This window comes from Microcoleus sp. PH2017_35_SFW_U_B (genome assembly GCF_020737865.1).
GTDB lineage: Bacteria > Cyanobacteriota > Cyanobacteriia > Cyanobacteriales > Microcoleaceae > Microcoleus.
Genome location: NZ_JAEQDE010000059.1, coordinates 1 through 25,371 on the forward strand (window position 1 = coordinate 1; position 25,371 = coordinate 25,371).

Genomic DNA, 25,371 nt, shown 5'->3' on the forward strand with positions numbered 1-25,371 from the left:
CTCGCGCTGAGTCCGAGAAACCGGGTTTCTATGGCAATTGACGTATTTTCACGAGATTTTACGCAGAAACCCGGTTTCTGAGTCTCTCGCGCTGAGTCCAAAAAAGTCCTTACGACAAACCAGTCGATCGCAATTCCATCTATTTTTATCACTAAATCCGTGTCATAATTCGTGTCTTAGCGCAACAGACCAAGGGAAAAAAATATGATTATTGTCATGAAAGCCGGCACTCCAGCGGCCGAGATCGATCGCCTAGACGAAGAACTCCGCACTAGCTGGGGTTTGACACCAGAAAAAATCGTCGGGCGTTACAAAACCGTCATGGGTTTAGTCGGCGACACCGTTGAGCTCGAACCGATGCAACTGCGGGAAATGAGCACCTGGATTGAAGAAGTGCTGCGCGTCGAAAAACCCTACAAACGCGCTTCTCTGGAATACCGCCAAGGTGAACCCAGCGCCGTAGAAGTTGCTACTCCTTTGGGAACTGTGACGATTGGCTTAAATCACCCGATCGCAGTCGTAGCAGGCCCTTGCTCGGTCGAAAACGAAGAAATGATTGTCGAAACGGCAATGCGCGTCAAAGCTGCTGGCGCTCAATTTTTGCGCGGTGGAGCCTACAAACCGAGAACCTCTCCCTACGCTTTCCAAGGCCACGGCGAGAGTGCTTTGGGATTGCTAGCTGCGGCCCGGGAAGCTAGCGGCTTGGGAATTATCACCGAAGTTATGGATGCGGCCGACTTAAGTGCGATCGTAGAAGTAGCTGACGTGGTACAAGTCGGCGCGAGAAATATGCAGAATTTCTCACTGTTGAAGAAAGTCGGAGCTCAAGACAAACCAATTTTGCTGAAGCGCGGCATTTCCGCCACCATTGAAGAATGGTTGATGGCTGCCGAGTATATCATGGCTGCGGGCAATCCCAACGTGATTTTGTGCGAGCGCGGAATTCGCGGCTATGACAGGCAGTATACGCGGAATACGCTGGATTTGTCGGCGGTTCCTGTGCTGCGAACCTTGACTCACTTACCTGTTATGGTTGACCCCAGTCACGGGACTGGTTGGGCGCAGTTTGTACCTTCAATGGCGTTTGCTTCGATCGCCTCCGGTACAGATTCGCTGATGATAGAAGTGCACCCGAATCCGAAAAAAGCCTTGTCTGACGGGCCGCAATCGTTAACACCGGATCAGTTCGACAAGTTGATGGAAGAATTGGCTGTAATTGGTAAAGTCATGAAACGTTGGCCACAACCCGTGCCAGTTTTGGCATAGAAACAGGTGAAACGCCTAAGCTAAAATGCGATCGCGGTTAAATCCCCGATTTCTTTAAGAAGTCGGGGATATTTTTATGCTGTTTTTGGAATAGAGTCCGAGGGGCGATCGCACTTCTAGGAATGTTGGTAAATTTTGTATAATAGACATATCAATTAATTAGCGAGAGGGCTAGGAGTCATGGTAGGCATCGGAACCAAACTCACTTTAGCAGAATTTCTAGCTTTGCCCGACGGAGATGTATGTTATGAGTTTGTAGATGGTGAAGCAGTTCCTAAAGTGTCTCCAAAATTTTTTCATTCCAGTTTACAGGGAGCTTTGTGTCTCCTAATTCGTGCATGGTGTAGAGGAAGGGGGCGAGTGCTTCCAGAATGGGCGATTTTGTTAAAACGTCAGGCTAAAGATTGGGCACCGGTTCCCGATTTGACGTACATTTCTTATGCGCGTCTGCCGAAAAGTTGGCGACGGAATCAAGCTTGTCCCGCAATTCCTGAACTGGTGATTGAGATTATCTCTCCCGATCAAAGTATGAAGGAATTTGAAGAGAAGGCGAAAGATTATTTGGCGGCGGGTGTGACGCGAGTTTGGGTAATCGATCCAGAAGCTATTTTAATCAGAAGCTTTTTCCCCGATGGTTCGAGTCAAATTTATACGGATAATACACCGATTGTGGATGAGTTGCTGCCTGGTTTTGAGTTAACAACTCGGCAGATTTTTGAAGAAGCGGAATTGATTGATTGATTAAGTGCGATCGCTCTGATTCAAAATAGTCTCAATTTGACTCTGTACTTGTTCGAGTTCTCGACCTTTGTCAGCCAGCCAAGCTTTTTCGGCTTCGCATTCTGCTTGATTTTGGCGATCGCGCCTTTATTCTTCCTATTTTCACAAATTATAGCATTTATCAGAAAGATGAGGTATGACTGTAAATGGAGTTTTTGATGCGACGTTGCTTAATATGTAATAGATATCAGAGGGCTAAAGCCCAACAACGTACCTCACTTTTACGACGTTGCTTAATATGTAATAGATATCAGAGGGCTAAAGCCCAACAACGTACCTCACTTTTACGACGTTGCTTAATATGCAATAGATATCAGAGGGCTAAAGCCCAACAACGTACCTCACTTTTTTTGAGAACCGCTATAACTCCAAACTTTGCTCAGACACCTCTAATTCTGCGTGTTTCAATCGTTCTTGAATTGACATAGCCTGCAATTTTTCACTCATTTTATATAAATCCACTTTCGGATAATCGCCCTGAAATAGTGGAATCAGAGACTGAACAACCGCAGCGATTCCCTGTGGCGGTACAGCATTCCCAATCTGTCGGCGCACTTCGGTAACAGAACCTTCAAATACAAAATCATCGGGAAAAGTTTGCAGTCTCGCCCTCTCCCGATTTGTCAGTGCACGCGGTTCTGGATAATGATAACCCCAGGTTCCGCCGCCTCCGCCAGCAATGATTGTAGATGATGGTTTATCGGGATGAATTCGCCGATAAACGTGGCTGATCATGCCTTTTACATAGTAGGGACTATCTTTGGGAATATCTGAAAAATTTCCTCCGGCTTTGATTCGATTCAAAATTTCAACGGTGCGATCGCGAATTTGATGATTTTGGTTATTTTCCACAACTTGCTCGACATCCTTGAGTGCTTCGCCCGCTGTGCGATAAGCATTTTGGCGATTGGGCCCGTATTGTGCTTGAGGATGCACGAAATCAAATCCTGTATCCATCCGAATGCCAACTAACAAGACTCTTTGCCGAAATTGCGGAACTCCGTAATCGGCAAAGTTGTAAAGTTTAGGTTTGACTAAATAACCCGGTGCAATGCTTTCAAAGTCGGAAATTATTTGTTTGATTGCTTGGTAATTATTGGCGCTTAATAAACCTTTGACATTTTCCGCGACAAAAGCTTTGGGCTTTTTCTTGTTGACAAAATCGAGGAAGTATGTATATAAATTGCCTCGGGTTCCTTCAAGTCCGGGGCGCTTCCAAATTAGGGAGAAATCTTGACAGGGGAAGCCTCCTATACATATTTCTGCTTCGGGAAGTTGTGCAATGTCTATGTTTTCTATGCTGTCGTTGACTATGACAGCGGCAATGTTTTTGCTGAAAGTTTTGCAGGCGTATTGATTGGAGTCGATCGCCCAAACTACATCAAACCCAGCTTTGTGGAACGGCAAATCCATACCGCCGCAACCGGAAAACAAGGATATCAGTTGCGGTTTGGTTTTCCAGGTTACGTCTTTGAGGCGTTCGAGTGACATATTAGTTCGCAGTGGGACAATAGCCGGCTGAATGCCCGCAACACCAGAGTCTGATTATACCAAATAGTTGTCAGGTGTGCTGTGCAAAAGGTACTAAGACTCGATCGCCTTTAAATTGTCAATCTTCGTCATCTAATGTGATCCCAGCTTGACGCAATTTTTCGGCCAATCTTTCAGCGCGGAGACTTTCGCGATCGGCCCGTTGCCGTTCTTGTTCAGTTCGTTCTTCCGACCACAGCAATAACTCGCCTTCAGGATTCCACCATCTCAGCCAACAGCCTGTTCTGCCTTCGTGGGTTCCTTCCCAAACTCCTAAAAACAAGTCTAATCCCGGTATCCAATAACGCCCGTTTTCATCCGTTTTTTGCAAGTTGTAGTGCTCTGATTCCAAAGCATAAACTTCTAAACGAGCTGTTTTTGCTCGGAATATGACGTATCTAGGGACTTTGATTACTTGTTCGTAAAAAAACCACTTTCCCACCCGTGAGGTAAATTCAACAGAGTATTCTTCTCCGTAGGTTTCCGAGAGAAATTCCATCACAATTTGGGGAATTGTGCCTTCTGTATGTGGCGTGTAACTGCGGCGGATTTGCGAGACATTTGGGGAATTAACGGGTTTCACGTACATCCAATCAGGTGCTTTGCAAATAGTTCGCTGTTCGTCGGTGGCTGCTTCTGGGAAACTTATGCCGGCACAAAGGGCAAAGTTGGAAACTATTAAAGCATCCTGGATTAATTCGGGAAATTCTGTTAGGGGCTGGCGTAAAGCTGCGGCTAACAATGGTTGGCTTTCATCTTCCACGGGGTCATCTGGTAGTTGGAAATCTTCTGGTAGTAGCGGCCAGGTGATTGTGAGCTTGGTGGCTGAGTTTTTAGTTGCTACAAACATAGTTTATCAGAGTTAGTAGTTTTATCGATCCGCCAGGGGTTGAAACCCCTGGCTAATAGCTAAAGTCCTCTTAAGAGGACTGAGAAGAAGATTGTTAAAATAATTAGTCCTCTTCAGAGGACTTTAGCTTTGAGGCAGGGAATTCATTCCCTGCCGGACTTAATATGCAGCCATTATCCTCTGTTTTAGCTCATCTGTCATGGCTAGCAGTTCCGATTGGGCGATCGCACTTTGTTCGCCACTCGCCAACCACTTCAATTGTACAGTCTCGCTTTCAGCTTCCGCATCCCCCAAAACCAAACACGCAACTGCACCACTTCTGTCAGCTCTTTTGAACTGTTTCCCGAAAGCACTGCCGCTCAAATCAATCTCGACACTAAAGCCCGCACTCCGCAATTTTTGAGCCAACAATACCGATTGCTGTTCGGCTCGATCGCCCCTGGATACCAAATAGAAATCCAATTGTGGAACTGGCAAAGGTTGCAACTTTTGCAGCAGGATAATCAACCGCTCAACACCCATAGCCCAACCGACTGCCGCCGTATCCGGGCCGCCCAATTCCTTGACTAAACCGTCGTAGCGGCCGCCCCCGCAAACTGTGGCTTGCGCTCCCAAATCCTCGGAGATAATTTCAAAAGCGGTGTAGGTATAGTAATCTAAACCGCGCACCAATCTCGGATTTAACTGATAGCTAATTCCTAAACTTGCGAGCATTTGCTGCACTTGCTCAAAGTGATCTCGCGATTCCTCACCCAAATATTCCAAAATGCTCGGCGCACCAGCAACAATTTCTTGAGTGCGCTGATTTTTGCTGTCCAAAATCCGCAGCGGATTGCGAGTCAAGCGATCTTGGGAATCCGCATCTAATTCGTCTTTGTACGGTGTAAAATAATCAATCAACGCTTGCCGATAATTTTGTCTGTCTTGCTTATTTCCGACAGAATTGATATCGAGGCGCAAATTTTTTAAGCCGATCGCTTGCAGGATATCACAGGCGATCGCAATTACCTCGACATCTGCACGGGGATCTGCACTCCCCAATACTTCCACGCCAATTTGAGTGAACTGTCGCTGTCTGCCTGCTTGGGTGCGTTCGTAGCGAAACATCGGCCCAGTATACCACAGACGCTGCACGTCTCCCGCCGCGTACAAACTGTTTTCAATAAATGCTCGCACGACTCCGGCGGTGCCTTCTGGGCGCAAAGTAGTCGATCGATCGCCCTTATCTTTAAAAGTGTACATTTCTTTGCCCACAACATCGGTAGCTTCGCCGATGCCGCGTTCAAATAAAGATGTTTGTTCAAAAATTGGCGTCCGAATTTCTCGATAAGCCGCTTTTTTTAAGATATTTCTAGCGACTTCTTCTATATTTTGCCAATATTGAATTTCAGCGGGCAAAATATCCCGCGTTCCCGGTAAAGTTTTAATTGCACTCATTTTTTTAGTCAGTTGTCAGTTGGCAGTTGTCAGTTGTTGGTTGTTGGTTGTTATTTGTTATTTGTTACTCGTCATTTTTGAGCTGGTGATTTTTATTTGTGACTTCGTATTAATTGCTATTTGGCTCGAATGACAAACAACCAATAACAAATAACCAATAACAAATAACTAATAACTAATAACTACTAACTTAATAATTCCCAAGCTCCGTAGCGATCGCCATAATAAGCCAAAATGCGATCGACCCGCTCGCGGCAGGCCAAATCGAACCCATCAGGATACTGTATCCACAAACCCCCAACTTGGCTGTCGCTGTAATCAAACCGCTGCGACTGCTGCGGAATCAAACCGGTTTCCACCCCTTCAACTTGACGCAAATGGGCTGCCACTTCGCGATACACCGCCAGCGGCAATCCCGGGCATTGAATTTGATAGCGGAGTTGTTTTTCTTGTGCCGTTTGCATCATTTCTTTGCCTGTCCCCAACCATAACCCCTATTTAAGATACTTCTTTATCGATCGGCCCCGGTAGAGGGCAGCAGTTAATATTCTCCATACATACCTTCCCCCACTGCAAAGCCCAGCGCACCAGCGAAACTCGATTGTCAGCGGGCGTCTTGTTCAAGATATTGCTAATGTGGTTGTCAACAGTACGCTTGCTAATCTCTAACTTCTCAGCAATTTTCTCATTGGTCAATCCCGCCGCTACTAACTCTACCACTTGCAATTCTCTGTCCGACAGGGTGACAGGGGTGCCAGAGACGCTCCCGTTCATAAATTTTTCCTATGTGTGCATATTTACCTATATACAATTCTAGAGGATGAGGGATCTAGTATGAAGAGAAAATTAAATTGGCCCGGGCACGGGATCACCAACTCGCTTGCAGAATCGCAGCAAGATGTGTAAACCCAGCCTTGCACGTGGGGTAGCGGATGCTAGATTTACCTGCGCGCACTGGAAATCCGCGCCCAAAAAACCGCAGATGTTGGCACGTCAAACTACTGATACGCCCGCGCTGTACTTGTGCGTTGAGCGGGTAACTGCCACTATCAGTAAGTCTGATATTATAGGAGCAGCTATTACAAAATAGCTGGCAATTTTCCCTACTGGGAATCTAGGTAGAGATAATTATTGACCAGTCTGGTGCTAGTCTAAAATCTAAAATCTAAAATCTAAAATCTAAAATCAATATGACTTATCCTCGCGTTTTGTGTCTGGGTGAAATTTTATTTGATTGTTTAGCAGACAAACCAGGAGTATCTCTAGAAGAGGTAGAATCTTGGACGGCATATGCTGGCGGTGCTCCTGCTAATGTTGCCTGTGCTTTAGCTAAATTGGGGACGGCGGTGGGATTTATCGGTGCTGTAGGTGGGGATGAATTGGGGGAGTCTCTGGTGCAGGTATTGCAAGAATCAGGGGTTGATATCGCTGGAGTGCAACGCCATCCGAGTGCGCCGACGCGGCAAGTTTATGTCTTGCGGAATGAAGCGGGCGATCGATCTTTTGCCGGTTTTGGTAAAATGGATACTGCGGATTTTGCCGACACCCGCTTCCAGGCTGCCCAAATACCCGAGGCGCTGTTTGAAAATGCGGAGTTTTTAGTGCTCGGCACTTTAGAATTAGCTTACCCTGAAAGTCGAGAGGCGATCGCCAGAGCGATCGAACTAGCAGAACGTTACGACGTTAAAATTATACTTGACATCAATTGGCGTCCGGTATTTTGGCCAAATCCAGACGAAGCAAAAGCGCCCATCATACAACTATTAAAAAAAGTAGATTTTCTTAAGTTATCTGACGACGAAGCCGAATGGTTGTTTGGAACTAGCGACGCTGGAGCTATTACCTACCGTCTCGATTCTGTAGAAGGCGTTTTGGTGACGGCGGGCGATAAAGGTTGCGGCTATTGTCTCTCGCAAAATGAAGGAAAAATCCCCGCTTTTGCAGTAGATGTTGAGGATACAACAGGTGCCGGCGACGGGTTTGTTGCTGGTTTTGTGCGGCAGTTGTGCAAGTATGGAATTAAGAATTTAGCAGATCCAGAAATTGCCCAAAACATTGTAACCTATGCCAGTGCCGTGGGTGCGATGACGGCGATGAAGCCTGGGGCCATTGCAGCACAACCAACTGCGGCTGAAGTAGAAGCTTTCTTGTATTTGTACAACAAAAATTAGCACACCAAACCTCTATAGGTTCGTAGTGAGGACTTTAGTCCTCCGAAAGAAGGACTAAAGTCCTCACTACGAACCTGTTTTATTTTGAGATTAACCGCACATCAAATAATTTATAATTTGGCGGACAATTACCTCTAACGGCTGCGAAGCATCTATAATAATTGCATTTTCAGGTTCTTCGAGAGTAGCGAACTGACTTGACAGCAAGTCTGCTTTCATGTAGTGATTTTCGCGAGTTTTTAACCGGGCTGCGAATAGCTCAAAATCACCTTTGAGATAAACTATTTTCATTCGCTGCTTGTCTCGAAACAGCATTTCGCGGTAAGATGCTTTGAGGCCAGAACAAGCTAACACGACATTTTTATTTTCCAACAGCCACCTGTCTATTGTACCTTGCAAGTGCAACAGCCAAGGCAGGCGATCGGCATCTTCTAAAGGAATGCCCCGACTCATTTTTTCTATGTTTCCTGGCGGGTGAAAATCGTCGGCATCGCTAAAATCCCAATTGAGAGATTCCGCTAGCAACTTGCCAACAGTAGTTTTACCCGAACCGGAGACTCCCATCACCATAATAATCATCGCGCCCCTTTACCGAATACTTAGGATTCGATCGAGTTGTGCGATCGACAAACCGAGTTTCTCAAGTTTTCCGATCGCTCCTGCACCAGAAAAACTTCAAGAAACCCAGTCTATTTCTAATTCTAGATCAAATTTCTTCCATAGTCGGTCTAATGAAATTATAAGCCAAAACACCGATAATTCCACCAATCACCGGGAATACAATAAACGCCCACAACTGTTGGATTGCCCATGTTCCTTGAAAGAGTGCCACACCAATACTTCTAGCCGGGTTGACGGAAGTATTGGTGATGGGAATTCCGACTAAGTGAATCAACACCAACATCAAGCCGATCGGAATTCCGCCCAAACCGACAGGATATTTGGGATGGGTAGTACCCATGATGGTAAATAATAGAAAAGCCGTCAGTACAATTTCCGTCAAAGCTGCTGCCAAAAGTCCGTAACCCGTGGGAGAATGTTCTCCAAAACCGTTAGACGCAAATCCCGAAGCCGCCGCATCAAAACCAGGTTTTCCTGATGCTATCAGATACAAAACAAGACCGCCTAAAATTCCGCCGACAATCTGACCTCCTATATAATAAGGAAGCAAAACAGCATCGATCAGTTTAGCAACTACTAAGCCGATGCTTACCGCTGGATTGATGTGGCATCCAGAGATAGGCCCGATCGTATAAGCCATGACTAAGAGGGACAAGCCAAAGGCGATCGACACTCCCAAAAAGCCGATTTTGTCTCCAGCTAAAACTGCACTGCCGCATCCACCTAATACCAGCACAAAAGTGCCTAAAGCTTCAGCAACTCCAATTTTTATCTTTTTGTTCATGCTCACACTCTCTAAAGTTTTAGGGTTAATTATGCACCCTGACTAACCTGCAAGTCTAAAAGTTAGAGTTACAAATTGTTTCCACCAGCGCAATCATACTAATAGAAACCTTTAGCAATGTCTAACTCTAATTTCTAGAAATTGTATAGATTTAACTGAGATTGCGGAATTTGAAATCAATAAAGTCTGCTCAAATTTACTACCTTATGCAAAGAATGTCAACACTTAGCTGATTTTTTGTATCAATTGTGCGATTTAATTGTCAACACTTAGATTTTTTGTATAAATTGTGCATCTAGTAGTTATTCAATTCAGAATAATTTACTTGGGTTATTGCCTAAGTTTGCGATCGCGATTTTACTGATTGTTGCTGTGCAAGCCGATCGCACTTACAGCTAAAACATCCGCGCCAACAGGCTTAAATTCATCCCGTAGGGTATACCACAAGCACCTTCTGGGGTTGTGGCACACCACACACAAACTACTTTCTAACGCAGGAATTCGCGCGGATCTGTGACGTGTCCAGTCAGCGCCGAAGCCGCCGCCGTGTAAGGCGAAGCTAGATAAACTTGTGCTTCTTTGTTCCCCATCCGGCCGGGGAAGTTGCGGTTAGTTGTAGACACGCAAATTTCCGGTTCGTTCATCCGCCCGAAAGTATCTTTTGGCCCGCCCAAACAAGCGGCGCAAGAAGGTGCGGCTGGTTCGATGCAGCCGGCTGCTAAGAAGATTTCCGAAAGCGTTTGACCGTCGTATTTGGTGACAAATAAATCTTCGTAAACTTTCTGAGTTGCCGGTACTAAATACGTCGGAACTTTGACTTGATTTCCTTTGAGAATGCGGGCGGCACTCAAAAAGTCGGAGGTTTTGCCGCCCGTGCAGGAACCGATGTAAACTCGATCGATCTTGACATCGCTGCAATTGCGGGCCAAGTCGCGGTTGTCGGGGGAGTGCGGTTTGGCGACGACTGGTTCTAATTTGCTGACATCGTAGGTGCGATCGCTATAAAACTGAGCGCCCTCATCGCTGTAAAATGCCTCAAACGGCACATTAGTGCGAGGATTAACGTAATCAAACGTGGTTTTGTCCGCAGCCACCGTGCCATTTTTGCCACCAGCTTCAATCACCATATTGCACAGCGTCATCCGTTCTTCCATCGTCAAACGTTCCACTGTATCGCCCGCAAATTCCATCGATCGATAGTTAGCACCGGCAACGCTGATATCGCCTATAATTTGTAAAATCAAATCTTTTGCTAACAAATAATCTGGCAATTCGCCGTTGAGCACAAACCGCATCGTCGCCGGCACTTTAATCAGCAATTTGCCGGTTCCCATGATAAAAGCCGCGTCGGTATTGCCGATACCGGTGGCAAATTGTCCGAAAGCACCGGCATTGCAAGTGTGGGAATCTGTACCGAAAAGCACTTCGCCCGGGCGCGTGTGGCCTTCTTGGGCGAGGGCGATGTGGCAAACTCCTTTATAGTCGGGGTTAGCTTTGAAGTTCGATCGATCCGTGATGTCGTAAAAGTATTTTATCCCTTGTTCTGCGGCAAAATCGCGGAGAATATCGACGTTGCGGTTAGCGCGTTCATCGTTAGTGAAAATGTAGTGGTCGGGAATTAAGACGATTTTGTCGGGATTCCAGACTTTAGCATTATCGCCGAATTCCTTTTTGAATACGCCAATGGTGCCCGGCCCGCAGACATCGTGGGTCATCAATACGTCTGTTTCTACCCAGATGTTGTCTCCGGGCTCGACTTTGGTGCGGCCCGATGCTTTGGCCAAGATTTTTTCGGTGATGGTCATTCCCATAGTGCGATCGCTCTTTTTCGTGAGATGCTACAAGTGTATTGTAAGCGAAACATTCCCTGTTACCGAGGATACTGACGCAGGAAGATGTCTCGGATGTACTTCCAACTTGAGAGAAGCGTCCAGTTCGATCGCAGTTTTCTATTGCATCTAATACAAATTGTAGGGCGAGCAATCCCCACCTTACGAAATTATGCGTAATGTTATGTGTTGTTAAATAATTCGAGTTAATTATTAAAAGGTAAATTATATTGGACATCGACCTAATTTAAATATTCAGTTTGGGTACGACCAAAACTTTGTAATATTTTGCGTACAGGTCGCCAGGAGAAATTACGATGAATTGCGAAAAAGTTCAACATTTCAAAGTGTAGCATAGCGCCGATCGCCTGCCGGAATTCATACCGATCGCCAAAACCACCCGATCGCCCAAAACATCCGCTGCGGGAATTGCGATCGGCACTCTGCCGATCCTGTTAGCACCGCCAGTTCAAGCTGCTAATCTAACATTCGTCTCTGATTGCCAATCATTATTGCTCTTTAGATGTGTAGATAAAGGAGGCTCAAGCCCAACTACGTACCTATAAAACAAATCTGATTGCCAATCATTATTGCTCTTGAGACGTGTAGATAAAGGAGGCTCAAGCCCAACTACGTACCTATAAAACAAATCTCATTACCAAGGATTGCCAATCATTCTAAAAGCCGCCCAATAGTAGGGATGAGAAAAATTCCGAGTCCCTGTCTTTGTCATTTCCGGAGGTAGCTGCACATTACCCACAGAAGTCCGCAATATTCCCCCTTCAATCCGCACCTGTTGGCGCAACATTTCTAATTGCGCTTGCCGCAAGGCCTCAGCCTTCATCGGAGCAGTTTTCAACTGGCCGTAAAAGTCCGCCATCAATCCCAAACTGCCCTCGTCGCTGACATACCAGAGAGTCGCTAGAGCCGATTTAACCCCTGCTTGCACGGCTAACCCGCCAAAGCCCAACTCGGATTCTCGATCGCCCACAGCAGTCCTGCAAGCACTCAAAACCAACATATCAACCTGCGGACTGCCCCATCCCATGTCCCGCAACTGATTCAAACGCAATTTAGTATCCCACAACTGAATAAACGATTCGCTGGGGTTTCCCGATCGAAATTCGGCGTGAGTAGCCAAGTGAATTCTCCCAAAAGGGTACTGCTGGCGCTGCGATTTCAAATTTGCCAGAGTGAAAGCTTGGTTCAAGAAAGACTTACTGGGCGACTCCTGCGGGATAATTGTCGAAACTTCTATTTCCACCGCAGGTAAAGGACTCATATTGGGAAATTGTGACGCACCCATTGCCAGAACTTGTGTATTTGGCAACTTAGTGGTGCTGGTATCTGTCAAACTCAGACTCGGCATTGAGCCGACGCTGTAACGCTCTATCAGAAAGCCTTTCCCGTCATGTAGCGCCGCCATCGGTATCGATCGCAACCCCATATCCGCAATAAAAGATAAATTCTGAATACCTTTGGCTTGTAACTCTGCCTCGATCGGCGCTATCATCCACTGGTAAAGCTGCTGAGCGAAGGGTAAATAAGTTTTAGTATTGCGCTTTACCGGATTAGTCAGTTCGTTGCGAAATTTCCGAATAGTTTCCATTACCTCGGCGCGAGAGGTTCCAGCGATCCGCACGCGAAAGGGCGCGCTATCGGGGGCGATTACCATTACTTCGAGTTCGTCAGAGCTTTTAATTTGCTGTTCTACGCGCAACAGCGGCGAACTGTTGTAAGGTCGATCGAATGTAGAACCATTGGGTACAAAGCTCATATATACGAGAGCTGGTTTGATACCTGTGGCTTGTGCGACGCTGCGAAGAGTATTTTGAGCATTTTCTAGCGTGGCGCGTTTATTTGTTTGTGGCAAATTCAGGTAATCGACAAACTCCCTGGTAAATCTGTTTTCTACCGGAAAAATAATGGCGCTGGGGTTAACTGGCAAGCTGGAAACGTCAATAATATTCGAGGTTTCGCGACGTGAATTAGGCTGTTGCAATGAACTAGATATCTGGTTTTGCTGTTGCAAGCTGGCAGAAAATAAAGGATTTGTCCTGGGAAGCCCGTTGCTGGAGAGCGCAGGAGCGAGTTCCGGTGTCGGTATGGGCGCGAGATTGATTGGTGCGGGAGCAGGGAGAATTTGAGTAATTGTCGGCGCTGGTGACAAATTCGATATCGGCGCTGGATTTTGAGTAATCGTTGGTGCTGGTGACAAATTTGATATCGGTGCTGGATTTTGAGTAATTGTCGGCGCTGGTGACAAATTCGAGTTCGGCGCTGGATTTTGAGTAATTGTCGGCGCTGGTGACAAATTTGATATCGGCGCTGGATTTTGAGTAATCGTTGGTGCTGGTGACAAATTCGAGTTCGGCGCTGGATTTTGAGTAATTGTCGGCGCTGGTGACAAATTCGATATCGGCGCTGGATTTTGAGTAATCGTTGGTGCTGGTGACAAATTCGAGTTCGGCGCTGGATTTTGAGTAATCGTTGGTGCTGGTGACAAATTCGATATCGGCGCTGGATTTTGAGTAATCGTTGGTGCTGGTGACAAATTTGATATCGGCGCTGGATTTTGAGTAATTGTCGGCGATGGATTTTGAGTAATTGTCGGCGCTGGTGACAAATTTGATATCGGCGCTGGATTTTGAGTAATTGTCGGCGCTGGTGACAAATTCGATATCGGCGCTGGATTTTGAGTAATTGTTGGCGATGGATTTTGAGTAATTGTCGGCGCTGGTGACAAATTCGAGTTCGGCGCTGGATTTTGAGTAATTGTTGGTGCTGGTGACAAATTCGAGTTCGGCGCTGGATTTTGAGTAATTGTTGGCGCTGGTGACAAATTCGAGTTCGGCGCTGGATTTTGAGTAATCGTTGGTGCTGGTGACAAATTTGATATCGGCGCTGGATTTTGAGTAATCGTTGGTGCTGGTGACAAATTTGATACTGGTACGCTGGGTTCAGTAATTGTCTGCCCAGGTGCAGGTGCGGTTGCTGGCGCAGGTGCTGGTGCTGGCGCGGGTGTCGGCGCAGGTGCGGGTGCGGGTGCGGGCGCAGGTGCTGGCGCAGGTGCTGGTGCAGGTGCGGGTGTCGGTGCAGGTGCTGGCGCGGGTACTGGTGCGGGTGTCGGTGCGGGTGCAGGAGTTCGCCTGGGTGCTGGCGGAGGGTTGGGTGTCGGTGCCGGAGTCGGTGCGGGTGTCGGTGCCGGAGTCGGTGCGGGCGTCGGTGCAGGTGCTGGTGCCGGAGTTGGTTCGGGAGTCGGTGCAGGAGTCGGTGCAGGGGTTGGCGCCGGAGTTGGTTCGGGAGTCGGTGCAGGAGTCGGTGCAGGAGTCGGTGCGGGCGTCGGTGCAGGAGTCGGTGCAGGAGTCGGTGCAGGAGTTGGCGCCGGAGTTGGTTCGGGAGTCGGTGCAGGAGTCGGTGCAGGAGTCGGTGCAGGAGTCGGCGTCGGCGTCGGTGCCGGAGTCGGCGTCGGCGAGGTTGAAGAAGTTGTGATATTAATTTGCGTCGGCTGTACGATCTGAGTCTTTGAGCTGGGAAAACTTCCGGATGCAATAACATTTTCCTTCTTGTCGCTCCCAGTGGCAATGCTGCCAGCAGTACCGTTCAAGCTGTTATAGTTGGGCCCGACGCCGAAAATAGTGTTTGAGGCTTGACCACCGTGGCTAATGGTGATATCTCCACCATTCGCGCTACCAGTCGCGGCCGCGGCAATGCTACAAGCTTGCGCCAAGCAGGTAAAAGTACCTGTAGCTCGGAAATAACGGCCGGCTGAAATGTTAATATTTCCTCCGGCTGTTCGCCCTTGGGTGTTGATACGGGTTACTTCAATGTCATTGCTGGCCTTGAGGGTGACTTGGCCGCCTTTTTTTTCTTCGGAGTTGGCGTCTATGAAGCCTGTTTGAATGCTGCTTGAGGCTGCAATACTAACGTCTCCGGCGTTGCTGGTTTTGTCGATCGAGCCTGCGTTGATATTGCCGGTCTCTACTTTTCCTGTACGGCTGGTGACGGTGATGTTGCCACCTGCTGCGGTGGTGGAGTTGGAGTTGAGGGCGAGAGTGCTAATGTCGCTGCTGGCTTGTAGGACGATCGCACCTTGTGTACTCGTCAGGTTGCCGCTGGCTGCAAGGGTTTTGGCTGCTTGAATTTCGAGCGATCGAGCGCTGGCACCTTTGACTGCAACATCCCCCGCAGCTACTACTCGGTTAGACGCTGTAAGTACCAATTGACCGCTTGCATTGACGCTGATTCCTGTAGCATTGGTTTGACCGACCCCTGTCAGCAGTTCCGGCAAGGATGCGACTGCTGTTCCAGGGCTGCTTGTCGCTGGCGACGGCTGGATGTCCAAACTCAGCAAACTATCTCCCTGACTGACGCGCACTAAATTTGTCCCGGTGACTGACGCAACGGTAATTTTACCGCCCGGTGCCGAAAGATTGCCTGTGCTGACAACGGTGCCGCCGAGCAAAGTTAAGTTCTGCCCTGACTTGACTGCTAAGTCGGCTGTGTTGACAATTGCCCCAGCTCGATCGGCTCCAAAAGCAAAGGAATTGGGCGTGCCCGTCAGAGATGTGTAGGTGTTAGTACCGATCGCGTTAAACGAATTAGAACCAAATCCAATACCGGTAGCCGTGGTTGCTGTGAAAGAAGCCGGCACATTTAAGCTGGCACTGTTGCCAAATATGATGCCCGAGGGATTCATCAGAAACAAGTTAGCATTACCGCCGGTTAATTGAATTGAGCCGTTAATAATCGAAGGGCTACCGCCATTGATGCGGCCTAAAATGTTGCGAATGCTGGGATTTGAGATAAAGTTGGCTATCTGATTTGGCGACAAACCGAATTGTGTAAAACTGTGGAAGAGATTTTGTTTGTCGTTCGATAATTGTCCGCCTTCAATGTCGAAGCGAGTTTGCGGTGTAGGAGTTCCGCTTGGGGTGGGAGTGACTTTAGTGCCAGTTCCATCGTTCGCTGGCACAATTTGAGCTTCGGCTTTTGCTTGCAAAAAGTAAATATTTATCAAGACTATTTGCACATAAAGTGCCAGTTTGCCAATTCTTTTTCTTGACATTAATTTAGCCGGTATTTGAAGATTCTTGGGGTTTTTCATAGTTTTAAAGGGTTTAATTTTTAATAGGTCGCAACAATAACGTATAGCGGCTATCACAAAGATTCGCGGACGTTGTTGGGCTTGGACTCTCTTGGTTTAAGCGGTTATATAAGCTGTCAGTCATACCTCATTTTTTTGAGAAAGGCTATATCTTCTTTACACTCTCAATATAACTCGCAATACCTAGACTATACATCTGCCACATGATACACTCAAAAAAACGGCATTTTAGACCCACTCCGACGCCGATTAACCGATTTTTTTTTACTCTTATTAAGACTTTCAACGAAGGATGGGGTTAAAAATTAGGTTCTGCGTCCAAGAGCGATCGGGAAAATTTCTGGTCAAACATCTTTGCTTTCCTCGGTTCAAAAACAACAAAGCTATCTCCACGATAGCCTGTAACGAAAATTATGACAAGAAAAAGTATAGCCTTTCTCAAAAAGATGAGGTATGACTCATAGCTTATATAACCAGTTCCACTAAGAGGGCTGAAGCCCAACAACGTACCTCATCTTAAGGTTTGAAGGTTGGTGTGTGTCCCGGAATGTTATTGCTTCTTCTTTCTTCCTTGGGCTACAAGCCAATTTTTTAGAGTTTGCTTGCTGCAACCCGGTTTTTTTTATAAACCGGGTTTGGCGGTTTCTTGGTGTGAGGTTTGGTGACGTAAAACAACTTAAATCCGGCTCACTTTTCCTCTTAAAATCAAATCCACTATTGTCGGTTTCGATCTGCTGCTTTTCGGTTTTAATCGATCGCCATTTTGCTGTTTAAGGGGCTGTCATAGCGGATTTTTGGCAGGATTTAAGAGTTAATTCGGTGAAGTTTGGACGGTGGGCGAGGGACTGGGTGAATCAGGGCTTGGTGAGGATGAACTCGGTGAAGGTGAGCTCGGTGAAGGTGAACTCGGTGAAGGTGAACTCGGTGAAGGTGAACTCGGTGACGATGAACTCGGTGAAGGTGAACTCGGTGAAGATGGATTCGGTGAGGGCTTTGGTGAAGGAGTCGATTGGTCGGATTTTTTGAGACCGACAAAAGCGTCGTAGCGGGTGGTACGATCGCCAATCACGGCCGCTGTAATGCCGATCGACCGCGTGGCATCTATCCAGATTTTTTGGTTGGGAGGAAACTCCGGCAAAGCCAGGTTTTTCGGGTTAAACGCACTCTCGGTGTCGATGAAAAAATTGCCGTTGTGAGGCTTAAGTTGCGATCGTACAGTTTTTTGGAACAATTCGCTACTTAAAAGCGGACTTGTCGGCGCCGGAACGATCGCGTCCACCACGGGTGCTCCTACTGTGATAAACAGCACATCCTTCATCCAGCCGCGAGTTACAGTAATCCCTCCAAACGGCGATTTCCATTGAGTCGCAGGTTGACCGCCAACTTGAATTTCCTCAACTCTATACTGCTTATTTTTCATCATTTCATCAAGCTGTTTCAGGGATTTGTTAGCGGCGCCGCGGTTGTTTGTTTCCACCATAAATACAAATCCAGCAGCAAATTTGTCTTTCGGATTCTGCGCGGGGGCTGGTATTAATGATAAAGAAAATTCTCCCGCCATCCAGTTGATGAAATCTTTATCTAAATCCTGGCCAGTAGTCGATTTTAAACCAGTACGCAAAACTTGAGGATTAATCGGTGCAAGCGGGTTAGCATCAGATCCCAATACGTAGTCTTGCCACAAACGCTGCAAGTTCCCGCCGGATACCATCATGATTGTATTGTTTGGCAGGCGGTTAGCCATTTTGAGAGCATTATTTTCTACTGCTATACGAGTGGTAGAATCTGGTTTTAGCCAAGAGATTGATTTGAATCCAATTCCGTCTGCATCCAGCGTCGCTGTGGTGGCAAATCCTTGATTTTGTTGCAGTTTTTCCAGGTTCTCTACCGAAATTTCGCGGGATGAATTGGCGGCTGTAAAGGCTGCTGCAACAGGCATATTCACGTAGATTTGACCGAAGGCACCGGCATCCTTAATTTGTTGGATGGCGTCTCCATAGCCAGGAGTTTTTGCGAGGGATGGTTCGCCTTTGTAGGTGTCAATTATTCTGTCTGTGGCGGTGGGATCTGTGGTGACTGCTAGATAGTTTGTTCCGAGTACCGCGACTGAGAAATTGCGATCGGGTATACCTTGAGTTTCTGTAACTTGCACTCCTTTGTAATTGCGCTCAACCATTTTTCCTTGGTTGAGGGGTCTGGGTTTTGCTAATAATTCTTTGGCTTTAATCGGGTTGGAGATGGGCAGGATAATTGCTACTGACTGCTGAATTGGCTGAGGTGGGGGCGCGTTGGGCGCGCGCGGGGGAACTGGTATCGCTGTTTTGTTGCGGAGAAACGCCACCATTACCGTGTTACCCACCCAAGGCTGAATGTCTTGCTGGTAGGCGTAACCGTTGCTTGTCAGGAGGCGATCGCGCAATTCGCTTAAAAACCTTTCAAACGAAGCTTTTGACTCCGGCGTACCAAATTCTCGCAGCCTATTCCACTGCGATTCATCGGTAGTGATGGATAGAGCCATCATCGCATCTTGGGGAACAACGACGGCTCCCGCTGGCAAATCTTTGGCGGGGCCTCGGGAAATGACGATCGAGTATGCGAGGATACCTAAACCGATCAGAAGTGTGGCGGCTCCGATCGTAAACAGCAGGGAAGATTTATCTTTCTTGAACATTATTCGTAAAGTTCTGGTACTCGAAACATCATAAATTATATTGGGGATTGGGCATGGGGAATTGGGAATAGGGCATAGGGCAAACAGGGCATTGGGCATTGGGCATAGTGGGTGCATCTGGCGCAAGGCAAATATATTCGTAGGGACTCTCGCATGACCTCCGTGAATATGGGATTATAACTAATAACTTATATGCGGTCATGCTTCTTCAGGCTTCAAAAACCAGATGTACCCGGCATAGTTAGCGGTTAGCGGTTAGCAGTTAGTAGTTTTTATAATCACAAACAACAAATAACAAATTACCTATGCCCCATGCCCCATGCCCTATGCCCCATGCCCTATGCCCTATTCCCCAATCTTAGTTTCTAGCCTTAAAGTCTTTAAAGATAGTTTGAAATGAGTACATCAGCCTGTGAACATCGTTTGTGGCCCTAGGAAAGATATTGTGTTCCCATTTTTTGCGCGCAGTAGTCAGTAATTTTGCCACTGGTTGCGAGTAACTATTAGAAATGAAATAGCTGCCACCTTCGTAGCGAATATCTGACGCCAATCCGATAAAAGCACCAGCCATTTCTAGTTGAAGTTCCGAGGTGCAGTGTTCAGATTTCACCGCTAAAATTACTTGCGAGTGTCGGGGTTCGCGGTTGAGCAAACGGCAGATATTCGCTTCTTTTTGGTACAGAATTAAAACGTTGCAGTTGTGCAGAACTCCGGCTCTACCTTGCACTTTGACTCCGAGGTGAATTTCCAGGGCTGGTTTGTCGGGAAATTCCACCACAGCATGAGTGTATGGATGTGCTGTTCCGTGGATTTTTCCGGCTGTTTTTCTAAACGTTAAATATTTCGGTGTTTCGTCGTCTAAAACATTGTTATAATAGATGTTGCCGCCTTCGTTAGCAACTGCTTTCAGCAGGATGGTGAATAGGTAAGCATCAAAAATTCTAGCTTGTTCTGCCACTCCGTTGAAATCTGGATCGATCGAGCTTTTTAACTTGCTCTTAATTTCAGAATTGATGGCGTAGTTGCTAGGTTCAGAGGGCAGTTTTTCGAGTAATTGCTTGAGGGCGATCGCCTGTTTGTGGCGTGGGGCTGTTAAAGTGGACGTAAACTCGATGGTTTGGGCTGTTTTTGCGCCGGAATTGGCAAAGATAATTTTGGTACCGAGGGGAGAGGTTTCCGATTCTACTTTCAAGAAATAAGCAATCTCGTCTTCCATTTCCGAAGTGTTCACCGTCGCTTGTTCGACAGCAGCAATTAACAGCAAAAGTTGTTCTTTTGCGGTATAATCTTCTATCTTGAGCAGCGGTGTCTTTCGTTTGAGCGATCGCTCTTCAATTACTTTACCTATCTCTACACTATTGGCGACTTGTTCAACTACCCAACCTAAATTAAACTCATTCAGAATGGCCGCCAGTTCTTGACACAGTTTGGCGTACTCTATCTCATCCATAATTGGTTCTGCGTTGCACACTATATCTAATTATACAAGCTGGTTGATTTTTTTGTCAATGGCTGTGATGGAGGAGATGGGGAGAGGGGGAGATGGGGAGAGGGGGAGATGGGGAGAATGGGGAGATGGGGAGAATGGGGAGATGGGGAGATGGGGAGATGGGGAAATTTTTTCTATCGAACTTCAATTGGGATTTATTTAATCCTTTGTAAAATCCGTTGCCGAACTTTCTACGTCTTGAGGGAGACAATTAGCAGTAATAGCAATTTTCAAACAGAATGCAACTGCCGGCCCCATGCTGCAAACTCGCATATCGCTCGATTGTTCCCAATTCTTCAATTCTTCAATTATCCAATTCTTCAAATCTAAAATCTAAAATCTAAAATCTAAAATGGTATAAGCTATTGTACGACATTGAGAGCGATCGCACTATGGCAACTATCAACGACAACTACCTCAAACTCAAAGCCGGCTACCTGTTTCCCGAAATCGGGCGCAGGGTAAAAGCTTATGCAGACGCGAATCCCGGTGCACCCATCATCCGGCTGGGGATTGGCGACGTGACGGAACCGCTACCGGAAGCTTGTCGGGAGGCGATGGTGAAAGCGGTAGCAGACATGGGTTCGCGGGATACATTTAAAGGATACGGCCCGGAACAAGGTTATGAATGGCTGAGGGAGAAAATTGCAGAGCACGATTTCAAATCGCGGGGATGCGATATTGATGCTTCGGAAATCTTTATTTCTGACGGTTCTAAGTGCGATTGCGGCAATATTCTCGATATTTTCGGCAATAATAATACGATCGCAGTTACAGATCCAGTTTACCCGGTGTACGTAGACACGAACGTGATGGCGGGACACACGGGAGATGCGAACGAAAATGGCGAATACGAAGGTTTTGTGTACCTCCCAATATCCGCAGACAACAATTTTACCGCCCAAATTCCCACAGACAAGAAAGTCGATTTAATTTACCTGTGTTTCCCCAACAATCCGACGGGCGCAACCGCAACCAAGGAACACTTGCAAGCTTGGGTAAACTATGCTAAAGCGAACGGTTCGATTATTTTCTTCGATGCAGCCTACGAAGCCTATATTACCGATCCGAGCCTACCACACTCCATCTACGAGATTGAAGGGGCGCGCGATTGTGCGATCGAATTTCGTTCATTTTCCAAGAATGCCGGTTTTACAGGTACTCGCTGCGCCTTAACAGTAGTACCAAAAACTTTGACAGGAAAAGCCGCCGACGGTTCCGATGTCGAAATTTGGAAGTTGTGGAATCGCCGCCAATCTACTAAATTTAACGGCGTTTCTTACATCGTGCAGCGCGGTGCAGAAGCCGTTTATTCCGATGCTGGCAAAGCACAAATTCAAGCATTAGTCAATTTTTACATGGAAAATGCTGCAATTATCCGCGAGAAATTGACAGCAGCAGGAATTGAGGTTTTTGGCGGCGAAAATGCGCCTTACGTGTGGGTGAAAACACCGAATGGTTTGTCGAGTTGGGATTTCTTTCAGAAGTTGCTGGAAACTTGCAATGTGGTGGGAACACCGGGTTCTGGTTTTGGTGCAGCGGGCGAGGGTTATTTCCGTATTTCGGCGTTTAACAGTCGGGAGAATGTGGAGGAAGCAATGAGACGAATTGTGGAGAAGTTTAAGGTGTAAAACGGCGAGAGATAAGTCTTTTTGGGGGCGGGCAAGATGCCCACCCCACAAGAAACTTGATGTATTGTGGAACAGGCATCTTGCCTGTTTCTTTGGGCGGGCAAGATGCCCACCCCACAAGAATTTATTAATGTGTTGTGGAACAGGCATCTTGCCTGTTCCTGAAAATAGTAAAAAATGTGAGTTATAATCTAAAATGATTGTGGCTCAGCGTTTCAATAAAGAATACCAGCCAACACCAGGAGTTTTTTATGCACTTACTACGAGTTCAAGTTCCTGATTTTCGGGGATTGAAAAATATAGACATCACTTTTGAAAAGGATTTTGTTCCTAGTATTTTTCCGCTGGGAAGCCAAAATGGCGGCGGTAAAAGTACGCTGTTACAGTTAATTTTTGTGTTGCTACACTGTTCCGGTGATGAGGATAAAAAACCATTTTTACAAAATCTGCTTCAAGGATTTAAAATTCATGACGGCGAAGACAAAAGAGTCTTAGCTATTATTGACATTTGGGATGGACAAAAAAATGTTAATCTTGAATTTTTTTCGGAAGAATGTTCACCGTCAGAAGCGATGGTTGATTTTAATGAAGATATAAATTCAGAGGATAGCATCAATCTATGTTATTATTCAAACGCTCAAAAAAATAATCAAGAGCTCAATACAAAGCTACAATGTCATTTGACTCATCAAAGTAAAGATCAAGCAAAATCATTATTACATAAGATATCGCGTCAAATTTTTCTAGCTGCTCCATCCACGCAAATTTTTCTATTTCTTCCGCCGGATTCTAGGAAACTATTATTTAGCAACTCAAGTAAGGCGGATAAGAATTATTACGGGATACTTGCATCTGCAAGATTAGAATTAAAAGGTTTGTTTACCTATGATTTTCTTGCTGTAAACCTACTTATTAAATCATTTAAAGATGCTCGCGATCGCGACTTCAGAGAAGCGATAAACACAGGCGGCTATGGGAATAGCTATCAAACTCTAATTAACGACTTAAATCTGCTATTAGCAAATAAAAGGATAAATTTAAATGAAGATTTTTCTGGAGTCAATTTTAAATTGGATAAGAATGGTGAAACTATAGAACTATATCCCGAAGATTTGAGTCACGGCGAACTCAAAAGACTTAGCATTTATATATGGCTCAAGTCCCGTAACATAAAAGATGCTATTGTTTTGATGGATGAAGTTGAAATTGCTTTTCATCCAGATTGGCAATATCAAATTATATCTGATCTCAAAGAATGGGCTCCCAGCAATCAATATATTCTGGCAACTCACTCCTACGCATTGTGTGAAGCTTTGACACCTGCTCATGTTAAAGAAATCGAGCCAAAACTAATCAAACAAGAATCCTAATACTAGAAATGAGTCTGAATTCAAAACAGCTAAAAGAACATTGCAAGATGATTCTTGAATCTCGCAGAATTAAGAATAAAATTGTTGTTCTCTGCGAGGGTGTTATTTCAACAATCGAGGGTATAAAATCGCCTCAAGCTTATAAAAACATGGAGACACTGCCGGATGCAAACTTTTATAATGCTTGCGTTCCAAAATGGTGGACTCAGAAACGACCACAATTTTTCAACTGTGGCGATCGCGAAACTGTAATCAATACTTATTTCAATCTTTTAAGATTACACGAACAGCCTACCACTAACTCGTATTTAGATCCAAATCGGCTTTTTGCAATGATAGATTTAGACTTGCACTTGCAAAAGATTAATATTGATAATTACAGTTTTCGTGATACAGAAGCAATTTTTTGCAGTCTTTACGAAAATTCCCAGGTGAAAGCACAAAATGCAGCACAGCACCGGATATGGATTACAGGCTTGATTCATAAGGAGGCATATTTTGTCACACCTGAACTTCAATCAGTATTTGATGATTATCCTAATTCTCCGATGTATCAGGATAATCCTGTTCAACTGAATACTATTTATATGGATATGGCTGATAAAATTAGTAGCGATCCAGACTTGAAGAATAACCTTAACATACATAGAGCGCTCGATCGCATAAATCATTGTTTAAATTGTACGGACTTAGATAAACTTCAGGATTCATGGAAAACTGAGTTTGAAAATACGTCTGATGAAACGCGCAAGCAGCAATTAATTATGGCTTTGCTCACAATTAAAAAAGCTAAAAATTCTTGGGAAAAAATTATGTCACCCGTTGGCTGGAGTGGTAAAGAGCGCCAATCTGATGAGGATCGCAAAGCTATAGAACGCCGATTTAGAGAACAACTATCACTAAAGATTGGAGAATTTTATTCACAGCAAAGTAGCGATGTTAAGTGTCATATTCCTTTTTTTTTCAACACATTGCATGAGTTCGTTTGAATAAAACACCTCAATTATAATTTTGCAAGATATCGGCTTACACTAAACCAGCTTGAAAAATCTGATTGGCTGTGAGGTTCAAATCGGGAAAAGTTTGCGACACAATCCGATCGCACTCCCGAAACTTGAGAATTTGATATTCACCATCAACCAAGTTACACACAGAAATAGTCGGCTGTTTCGGATTACCAATAAAATTGCGTCCACCCAACGCAGCATAGTCCACAATCCAATATTCAGCGATACCCATCTCCTCATAATCACCATATTTCAAATAGTAATCATCGCGCCAATTGGTTGACACAACTTCGATCGCCAAAGGTATCGATGCACCTAAACTGAGGACAGATTGTTTTTGCCACAATGGTTCATTCACAAGGTTTGCACGGTTCAGCACCAACAAATCGGGGCAATAACCAGAATCTTTTTCAGGAGGTCTAACTATCACTTGGCGAGGGATACCATAGGGCAATGCCAGACGTTTGATTTCATAAGGAATTTCGATGCCAAGAAAGCTGATAACTTCCTCGTGTTCGCCTACTGGTTGTGCCATCTCAACAATCTCTCCATTATGCAGTTCGTAGCGTACCGTCGCATTTTCAGGTAGCGACTCTACAAATTCCTCGAAGTTTACGAGTTTGGGTAAAGTTTGAGTCATAGGTTTTTAAAATGACTGATAATACTAATTATACCAAATCTGGCTTTGATGTCTAGCAATCATAAATCTGCGATCGCCCATCTCTTCTCGTTGCCCGTGCTACACTCAACAGATATCTTCAAAAACTCTTGTGGGGTAGGCATCCTGCCTGCCTTTGGCAGAAACTTAACAACTAGCTCTCAATTCAG

The 25,371-nt window shown here is 45.8% G+C and carries 19 protein-coding genes; 6 read left to right on the forward strand and 13 right to left on the reverse strand.

What is annotated here, in order from left to right; translation table 11 throughout:
* The first annotated feature begins 204 nt into the window (after positions 1 to 204).
* Both aroF and JGK36_RS17260 read left to right on the forward strand, forming a co-directional pair.
* The gene (gene aroF, locus JGK36_RS17255; protein ID WP_293174394.1) at positions 205 to 1,266 is read left to right on the forward strand and encodes a 3-deoxy-7-phosphoheptulonate synthase; all 1,062 of its coding nucleotides are present in this window, start codon (positions 205 to 207) and stop codon (positions 1,264 to 1,266) included.
* A gap of 180 nt (positions 1,267 to 1,446) precedes the next feature.
* Positions 1,447 to 2,007 (forward strand): Uma2 family endonuclease, encoded by a 561-nt coding sequence (locus tag JGK36_RS17260; RefSeq protein WP_293193578.1) that lies wholly within the window; start codon positions 1,447 to 1,449, stop codon positions 2,005 to 2,007.
* Positions 2,008 to 2,406: 399 nt separating this feature from the next.
* Here JGK36_RS17260 and JGK36_RS17265 read toward each other — a convergent pair whose 3' ends face one another.
* The 5 genes from JGK36_RS17265 to JGK36_RS17285 all read right to left on the reverse strand — a co-directional run bounded on the left by JGK36_RS17265 (position 2,407) and on the right by JGK36_RS17285 (position 6,637).
* On the reverse strand, positions 2,407 to 3,537 hold the full coding sequence (locus JGK36_RS17265) for a DNA cytosine methyltransferase (protein WP_293195620.1): 1,131 nt from the start codon (positions 3,535 to 3,537) through the stop codon (positions 2,407 to 2,409).
* A 118-nt stretch (positions 3,538 to 3,655) separates the two neighbouring features.
* Positions 3,656 to 4,426 (reverse strand): Uma2 family endonuclease, encoded by a 771-nt coding sequence (locus JGK36_RS17270; protein WP_293195622.1) that lies wholly within the window; start codon positions 4,424 to 4,426, stop codon positions 3,656 to 3,658.
* A gap of 159 nt (positions 4,427 to 4,585) precedes the next feature.
* On the reverse strand, positions 4,586 to 5,863 hold the full coding sequence (gene hisS / locus JGK36_RS17275; RefSeq protein WP_293195625.1) for a histidine--tRNA ligase: 1,278 nt from the start codon (positions 5,861 to 5,863) through the stop codon (positions 4,586 to 4,588).
* 185 nt (positions 5,864 to 6,048) lie between these two features.
* Positions 6,049 to 6,327: a hypothetical protein gene (locus tag JGK36_RS17280; protein WP_293193580.1), complete on the reverse strand. Its 279-nt coding sequence runs from the start codon at positions 6,325 to 6,327 to the stop codon at positions 6,049 to 6,051.
* Positions 6,328 to 6,361: 34 nt separating this feature from the next.
* Positions 6,362 to 6,637 carry a helix-turn-helix transcriptional regulator gene (locus JGK36_RS17285; RefSeq protein WP_293149481.1) on the reverse strand — a complete coding sequence of 92 codons (276 nt, stop codon included), beginning with the start codon at positions 6,635 to 6,637 and terminating at the stop codon, positions 6,362 to 6,364.
* Positions 6,638 to 7,053: 416 nt separating this feature from the next.
* Here JGK36_RS17285 and JGK36_RS17290 point away from each other — a divergent pair, with 416 nt between their 5' ends.
* The gene (locus JGK36_RS17290) at positions 7,054 to 8,034 is read left to right on the forward strand and encodes a carbohydrate kinase (protein ID WP_293193574.1); all 981 of its coding nucleotides are present in this window, start codon (positions 7,054 to 7,056) and stop codon (positions 8,032 to 8,034) included.
* Positions 8,035 to 8,124: 90 nt separating this feature from the next.
* Here the strand turns inward: JGK36_RS17290 and JGK36_RS17295 are convergent, their stop codons facing one another.
* The 7 genes from JGK36_RS17295 to JGK36_RS17325 all read right to left on the reverse strand — a co-directional run bounded on the left by JGK36_RS17295 (position 8,125) and on the right by JGK36_RS17325 (position 20,859).
* Positions 8,125 to 8,613, reverse strand: a complete 489-nt coding sequence (locus JGK36_RS17295) for a gluconokinase (protein ID WP_293195627.1) — start codon at positions 8,611 to 8,613, stop codon at positions 8,125 to 8,127.
* 127 nt (positions 8,614 to 8,740) lie between these two features.
* Entirely contained in the window at positions 8,741 to 9,439 is a 699-nt protein-coding gene (gene aqpZ / locus JGK36_RS17300) for an aquaporin Z (protein ID WP_293195630.1), read from the reverse strand.
* A 488-nt stretch (positions 9,440 to 9,927) separates the two neighbouring features.
* Complete coding sequence (locus JGK36_RS17305) at positions 9,928 to 11,250, reverse strand: 3-isopropylmalate dehydratase large subunit (protein ID WP_293203568.1); 1,323 nt, start codon at positions 11,248 to 11,250, stop codon at positions 9,928 to 9,930.
* A 673-nt stretch (positions 11,251 to 11,923) separates the two neighbouring features.
* Complete coding sequence (locus tag JGK36_RS17310; RefSeq protein ID WP_293195633.1) at positions 11,924 to 16,336, reverse strand: CHAT domain-containing protein; 4,413 nt, start codon at positions 16,334 to 16,336, stop codon at positions 11,924 to 11,926.
* 850 nt (positions 16,337 to 17,186) lie between these two features.
* Entirely contained in the window at positions 17,187 to 19,046 is a 1,860-nt protein-coding gene (locus JGK36_RS17315; RefSeq protein ID WP_293174419.1) for a DUF3352 domain-containing protein, read from the reverse strand.
* Positions 19,047 to 19,404: 358 nt separating this feature from the next.
* On the reverse strand, positions 19,405 to 20,496 hold the full coding sequence (locus tag JGK36_RS17320; RefSeq protein WP_293174422.1) for a hypothetical protein: 1,092 nt from the start codon (positions 20,494 to 20,496) through the stop codon (positions 19,405 to 19,407).
* A gap of 198 nt (positions 20,497 to 20,694) precedes the next feature.
* A complete protein-coding gene (locus tag JGK36_RS17325; RefSeq protein ID WP_293174425.1) occupies positions 20,695 to 20,859 on the reverse strand; it encodes a hypothetical protein in 165 nt (54 codons plus the stop codon).
* Positions 20,860 to 20,927: 68 nt separating this feature from the next.
* Between JGK36_RS17325 and JGK36_RS17330 the strand changes: the two genes are divergently transcribed.
* The 3 genes from JGK36_RS17330 (at position 20,928) to JGK36_RS17340 (ending at position 24,525) form a co-directional block, all read left to right on the forward strand.
* The gene (locus JGK36_RS17330; RefSeq protein ID WP_293174428.1) at positions 20,928 to 22,166 is read left to right on the forward strand and encodes an LL-diaminopimelate aminotransferase; all 1,239 of its coding nucleotides are present in this window, start codon (positions 20,928 to 20,930) and stop codon (positions 22,164 to 22,166) included.
* Positions 22,167 to 22,417: 251 nt separating this feature from the next.
* Complete coding sequence (locus JGK36_RS17335) at positions 22,418 to 23,536, forward strand: AAA family ATPase (protein ID WP_293174432.1); 1,119 nt, start codon at positions 22,418 to 22,420, stop codon at positions 23,534 to 23,536.
* A 47-nt stretch (positions 23,537 to 23,583) separates the two neighbouring features.
* Complete coding sequence (locus JGK36_RS17340; RefSeq protein WP_293195636.1) at positions 23,584 to 24,525, forward strand: hypothetical protein; 942 nt, start codon at positions 23,584 to 23,586, stop codon at positions 24,523 to 24,525.
* 37 nt (positions 24,526 to 24,562) lie between these two features.
* Here JGK36_RS17340 and JGK36_RS17345 read toward each other — a convergent pair whose 3' ends face one another.
* Positions 24,563 to 25,183: a Uma2 family endonuclease gene (locus JGK36_RS17345; protein ID WP_293195639.1), complete on the reverse strand. Its 621-nt coding sequence runs from the start codon at positions 25,181 to 25,183 to the stop codon at positions 24,563 to 24,565.
* Positions 25,184 to 25,371 lie beyond the last annotated feature (188 nt).

Coding starts and splice junctions, on each gene's coding strand:
- aroF (WP_293174394.1), top strand. CDS start 205: ATGATTATTGTCATGAAAGCCGGCACTCCAGCGGCCGAGATCGATCGC.
- JGK36_RS17260 (WP_293193578.1), top strand. CDS start 1,447: ATGGTAGGCATCGGAACCAAACTCACTTTAGCAGAATTTCTAGCTTTG.
- JGK36_RS17265 (WP_293195620.1), bottom strand. CDS start 3,537: ATGTCACTCGAACGCCTCAAAGACGTAACCTGGAAAACCAAACCGCAA.
- JGK36_RS17270 (WP_293195622.1), bottom strand. CDS start 4,426: ATGTTTGTAGCAACTAAAAACTCAGCCACCAAGCTCACAATCACCTGG.
- hisS (WP_293195625.1), bottom strand. CDS start 5,863: ATGAGTGCAATTAAAACTTTACCGGGAACGCGGGATATTTTGCCCGCT.
- JGK36_RS17280 (WP_293193580.1), bottom strand. CDS start 6,327: ATGCAAACGGCACAAGAAAAACAACTCCGCTATCAAATTCAATGCCCG.
- JGK36_RS17285 (WP_293149481.1), bottom strand. CDS start 6,637: ATGAACGGGAGCGTCTCTGGCACCCCTGTCACCCTGTCGGACAGAGAA.
- JGK36_RS17290 (WP_293193574.1), top strand. CDS start 7,054: ATGACTTATCCTCGCGTTTTGTGTCTGGGTGAAATTTTATTTGATTGT.
- JGK36_RS17295 (WP_293195627.1), bottom strand. CDS start 8,613: ATGATTATTATGGTGATGGGAGTCTCCGGTTCGGGTAAAACTACTGTT.
- aqpZ (WP_293195630.1), bottom strand. CDS start 9,439: ATGAACAAAAAGATAAAAATTGGAGTTGCTGAAGCTTTAGGCACTTTT.
- JGK36_RS17305 (WP_293203568.1), bottom strand. CDS start 11,250: ATGGGAATGACCATCACCGAAAAAATCTTGGCCAAAGCATCGGGCCGC.
- JGK36_RS17310 (WP_293195633.1), bottom strand. CDS start 16,336: ATGTCAAGAAAAAGAATTGGCAAACTGGCACTTTATGTGCAAATAGTC.
- JGK36_RS17315 (WP_293174419.1), bottom strand. CDS start 19,046: ATGTTCAAGAAAGATAAATCTTCCCTGCTGTTTACGATCGGAGCCGCC.
- JGK36_RS17320 (WP_293174422.1), bottom strand. CDS start 20,496: ATGGATGAGATAGAGTACGCCAAACTGTGTCAAGAACTGGCGGCCATT.
- JGK36_RS17330 (WP_293174428.1), top strand. CDS start 20,928: ATGGCAACTATCAACGACAACTACCTCAAACTCAAAGCCGGCTACCTG.
- JGK36_RS17335 (WP_293174432.1), top strand. CDS start 22,418: ATGCACTTACTACGAGTTCAAGTTCCTGATTTTCGGGGATTGAAAAAT.
- JGK36_RS17340 (WP_293195636.1), top strand. CDS start 23,584: ATGATTCTTGAATCTCGCAGAATTAAGAATAAAATTGTTGTTCTCTGC.
- JGK36_RS17345 (WP_293195639.1), bottom strand. CDS start 25,183: ATGACTCAAACTTTACCCAAACTCGTAAACTTCGAGGAATTTGTAGAG.